The following is a 4,146-nucleotide window of genomic DNA, read 5'->3' on the forward strand; positions in this document are numbered from 1 at the left end:
CCCCCGACACTACCTGGGAAGAGGTCGAGGCCGAGCTGGGTGAACTTGTTGCCACGGTGCAGGGTACGCCCCTCGCTCTGCCCGCCGCTGACCCCGCCACCTGGGAAGCGGTTGAGCAAGAGCTGGGCGATTTAGTCGTTGACTTTCAAGACCTAAACGACGACCTCAACTACCGTCGTGCCCAGGCGGCTTTGGGGAGCCTGGTGCAGCGGCTCAACCTCACCCCTCGCGAGCAGGCCGGGGTCGAAGACGCTCTGCAAAACCTGCGGGGCCTAATCGACAAGCTGGAGAATACGGTGGTACACATCGCCGCCTTTGGCCTGGTGGGGCGGGGCAAGTCGTCGCTGCTGAATGCGCTGCTGGGCCAGGAGGTGTTTACCACTGGCCCCACCCACGGCGTGACCCAAGTGGTGGAGGGCAGCCACTGGCAGGTCAGCCAAGATTCTCTAGGAGAGGACACCCCCGACCTGCTGCGAGTTTCGCTCAAGAGCCTGGGTCAGTCGCGCATTGAGCTAATCGACACCCCCGGCCTCGACGAAGTGGATGGTGAAGATCGCGCCGCCCTGGCCCGCCGCATTGCTGAGCAGGTCGATCTAATTTTGTTTGTGATTGCGGGCGACATTACTCGGGTTGAGTATGAGGCGCTGCAAGCCCTGCGCCAGGCCAGCAAGCCCATGCTGCTGGTGTTCAACAAAATTGACCAGTACCCCGAGGCCGATCGCCAAATTCTTTACGAAACTCTGCGCGATCGCCGCCTACAAGACCTGATCTCGCCCGACGAAATCGTCATGGCTGCCGCTTCACCCCTGGCTGTGCAGGCTACCCCCCAACCTGATGGCACTGTCGCCTACCAGACCGTGCGCGCTCAGCCCCAGGTAGATGATCTCAAACTCAAAATTCTCGACATTCTGCACCGCGAGGGCAAGGCTCTGGTTGCCCTCAACACTCTGATGTACGCCGAAGGGGTGAGCGCCGAAATTTTGGCCCGCAAAAAGCAGATCTGCGATCGCATTGCCGACGACACAATCTGGAATGCCACTCTGATCAAAGCCGTCGCTGTTGCCCTCAACCCTGTTACCGTCGCTGACCTGGTGGGCGGTACCGTCGTCGATGTGATGCTGATTCTCAATTTGTCGCGGCTCTATGGCCTGCCGATGACCCGCCCCGCCGCCCTCAAGCTGCTCCAGCAGATTGCCCTGGGGCTGGGCGGTATTACCATCAGCGAGTTGGTGATTACTCTCGGCCTTAGCTCGCTGAAGGGGGTGCTGGGGGTATCGGCGATCGCGACAGGCGGCCTATCGCTGGCCCCTTACGTGCCTGTGGCCCTGGCCCAGGGCGGGGTGGCGGGCCTGGCTACCTATGGCATTGGCCAAATTACTAAAACCTACCTCACCAACGGCGCGACCTGGGGACCAGAGGGGCCAAGAGCTGTGATTACTGAAATTCTCGACGGCCTCGACGAAGACTCGATCTTGAACCGCATCAAAGACGAACTGCGAGCAAAGATTACGCCTTAATAAAGGAACATTGTTCCTGTGCAGAGTGATAGATCTTCAAAACATCTCTCATTTTGCAAACCTGGCTTAAATTTTGTGGATTTTTAAAATCTAAAAATTTTCAACTACTTAATAATGGCCCAAAGTCTTCGGGCATGTCCTCTATTGACCATTTAAGAAGCTCACAAAGTTTCTTGAACTCTCGTGGAGTCATCTTCGGCTCATAGATCCCAGTTTCCCAGTTACTGATGGTCTGGTCAGTCTTGCCTAGCGCCAAGCCAATATCCCGCTGAGTCAGCCCAAGTTCTTCCCTGCGTCGCTTCAAGGGAGACTCTTTGGGCTGTGGGGCATCATCAACCATTAATTACAAGCAGTCTTATACACGTATACTTGACACGCTTATTACAAGCGTGCTTGGATTGTTGTTGTGGATTACAAGCTCGCTTGGATAGATGGATTCCTCCGAGCCTAACTGGCTAGCTCAAAAGCTTCAGCCTGTTTCCGTTTGCCATGTCACAGTTTCCCATCTCGCGGAGGGTTTCGCACTCTTCGTGGAGTTTCTTGCGGCAAAAGACCTCCGAGTTTTGTAAAAACTCGGAGGTCTGGATCCCTTTCATCATCTTTTACCCACCGATCGCCATGTCAGACTTCATCCCCAACAGCGAAATCTATAACCTGCCACCCTCCGGCAGCCCACCAAACTCAGAGCCCACCGACCCCCGCGAACCCGTGCGCGTCATGCTGATCGGCACCGCCAGCGGCATGGAGCTAGTCATCGCCCATCTGCACCGCATCGGCTTTGCCGAACCCCGCGCCTGGAGCAAACCCCAGCTCGACCCCACCACCGGCCAACCCATCCGCATTCTCACCAAATGGATACGCCATTGACAGCGCAAACGCCGTTGACAGGGCAAACGGTTGTTTGCCCCTACAGGAGTCTGCCGTAGGGACAAACAACCGTTTGCCCCCTCAGGATTTACCGCCTGTAGCACATAACCCCGACCGCTTGACCAGTCAAACAGGTGGCTGGCTGGTTATAGTCAGTGCATTCGCCGCGTATTACCGTAGGCCCATGAGTACAGACATTCCCCCACCCCCCGATCGCCGCAGTGAGCTGGTGCAGTTCATTTTGCTGGCCCGCGATCGCGGTGCCACCGACGAGTTCATCAGCAAGCTGCTGCGCGACTACGGCTGGCCCTCCCGCGAGGTCGAGCGGGCCTTTTTTGAAGTGTACGAAGAACTGGTGGGTCGCCCTCTGCCCACACCGCGCGGCACCTCAGGCGAGCTAGCGCGAGATGCATTTTTCTATCTGCTCGCCTTTGTCACCCTGGGCATTTGGATTCAGGCCTTAGGAGAAATGGCGTTTATTTTTGTCAACCACCTGATCCCGGATAGCCTTAACCGCACCTACGGCGACCCGTCGTGGCAAGTGGCCTTTGCCCTGGCTCGGCTGCTGGTGGCCTATCCGGTATACCTGGGGCTGATGCGACAGATCAACTACGACCTAGCGGCCCACCGCGAAAAGCATTTTTCGGGAGTGCGTAAGTGGTTGACCTACCTGACCTTATTGATCGCGGCCATTATTGCCATTAGCGCCGTGATTGCGTTTTTGACCTCGTTTTTGCGGGGCGAACTGACGCCGCGCTTTTTGCTCAAGGTGCTGGTGGTGCTGGTGCTCGACGGCGGGGTGCTGTGGTACTACTTCGACTGGATTCGGCGCAAGCCTGCCCCTAAGGTTCTCCGGTTAAACCAAGAGAGTTTGGCCCATGAATAGTGAAAGAGTGAGTCATAAGGCGTTTGATCGGGCGTTTGCCGGGGTGGCAACGGCGGCGGTGATTGCCGCGATCGCGGCAGGCTTCTGGGTACTGGGCACACCGGGGCGGCAGCGGGATCTGGCCGCCGATCGCCAGCGATTGCAGGACTTGGCGGCGATCGCGCAGGAGTTCCACAACCGCTATCTCAATGCTGGAGAAGACTTTCAGCTGCCCCCAGCCCTAGAATCAACAGGTATTCAGAATGACCCGCTGACCAACCAGCCCTACGAGTACGAGCGGTTAGGCGATCGCAGCTTTGAGCTGTGCGCCACCTTCGACACCGACAGCAGCACCCAGCGCCTGAACGATCAGCGAGCTAACCCCGACGCCGAGCGCTGGCAGCACCCAGCCGGAAGGCACTGCTTTGAGTTTGACGTGACGGAGTTTCCGACGACGGGTTATTAACGCAGGGAGATTTTCGGGAAAGAAGATACCCGTACCCAATGGCACAGGCCTTGCGCCCTTGAGAGAAAGCAAAAAACTCGGGTATTTTCGTTGCCAGAATTGCCCTGATTTAGGGCTTTGCTCAGCGGGCGAAAGGAATGCTGCCGCCGTCGATGCTGCATAATTCCTAACTATAGCTGTAGCCAGTCTGGTGAGGACTGTTTCCCTGAGAACGTTCAAACGTTTGAACGTTCTCAGGCTTTATGGATGTCCTAACCCAGGTGACCTTGGTGGTGCAGAAAAGTCCTGAAAGGGTTGTTGTGAAAGGAGTCCCAAATGAGACAGGGTAGATGGGAAGGGGCATTTCATGAGAGGCTTGAATTCCCCAACTCAAGGCCAGTCTCATGGAAACACCCCTCTTGTATCGTCAACTGCAAGACCAATTGAGTCAA

The 4,146-nt window shown here is 56.8% G+C and carries 5 protein-coding genes; 4 read left to right on the top strand and 1 reads right to left on the bottom strand.

Going from position 1 to position 4,146, the window contains the following annotated elements; genetic code table 11:
* A partial coding sequence (locus IQ273_RS31185; RefSeq protein ID WP_228054241.1) for a GTP-binding protein occupies window positions 1-1,517 on the top strand: 1,517 nt, incomplete at its 5' end.
* Window positions 1,518-1,617: 100 nt separating this feature from the next.
* On the opposite strand, the gene IQ273_RS36195 is transcribed toward IQ273_RS31185, so the two are convergent.
* Window positions 1,618-1,857: a helix-turn-helix transcriptional regulator gene (locus IQ273_RS36195; RefSeq protein WP_194026972.1), complete on the bottom strand. Its 240-nt coding sequence runs from the start codon at window positions 1,855-1,857 to the stop codon at window positions 1,618-1,620.
* Window positions 1,858-2,135: 278 nt separating this feature from the next.
* Here IQ273_RS36195 and IQ273_RS31195 point away from each other — a divergent pair, with 278 nt between their 5' ends.
* The 3 genes from IQ273_RS31195 to IQ273_RS31205 all read left to right on the top strand — a co-directional run bounded on the left by IQ273_RS31195 (window position 2,136) and on the right by IQ273_RS31205 (window position 3,715).
* Window positions 2,136-2,384 carry a hypothetical protein gene (locus tag IQ273_RS31195; RefSeq protein ID WP_194026973.1) on the top strand — a complete coding sequence of 83 codons (249 nt, stop codon included), beginning with the start codon at window positions 2,136-2,138 and terminating at the stop codon, window positions 2,382-2,384.
* 184 nt (window positions 2,385-2,568) lie between these two features.
* Window positions 2,569-3,270, top strand: coding sequence for a DUF5671 domain-containing protein (locus IQ273_RS31200; protein ID WP_228054244.1), 702 nt, complete (start codon window positions 2,569-2,571; stop codon window positions 3,268-3,270).
* Window positions 3,263-3,715, top strand: coding sequence for a hypothetical protein (locus tag IQ273_RS31205; protein ID WP_194026974.1), 453 nt, complete (start codon window positions 3,263-3,265; stop codon window positions 3,713-3,715). The genes IQ273_RS31200 and IQ273_RS31205 overlap by 8 nt, the downstream gene beginning before the upstream one ends.
* Window positions 3,716-4,146 lie beyond the last annotated feature (431 nt).

This window comes from Nodosilinea sp. LEGE 07298 (genome assembly GCF_015207265.1).
GTDB lineage: Bacteria > Cyanobacteriota > Cyanobacteriia > Phormidesmidales > Phormidesmidaceae > Nodosilinea.

Coding starts and splice junctions, on each gene's coding strand:
- IQ273_RS31200 (WP_228054244.1), top strand. CDS start 2,569: ATGAGTACAGACATTCCCCCACCCCCCGATCGCCGCAGTGAGCTGGTG.
- IQ273_RS31205 (WP_194026974.1), top strand. CDS start 3,263: ATGAATAGTGAAAGAGTGAGTCATAAGGCGTTTGATCGGGCGTTTGCC.
- IQ273_RS36195 (WP_194026972.1), bottom strand. CDS start 1,857: ATGGTTGATGATGCCCCACAGCCCAAAGAGTCTCCCTTGAAGCGACGC.
- IQ273_RS31195 (WP_194026973.1), top strand. CDS start 2,136: ATGTCAGACTTCATCCCCAACAGCGAAATCTATAACCTGCCACCCTCC.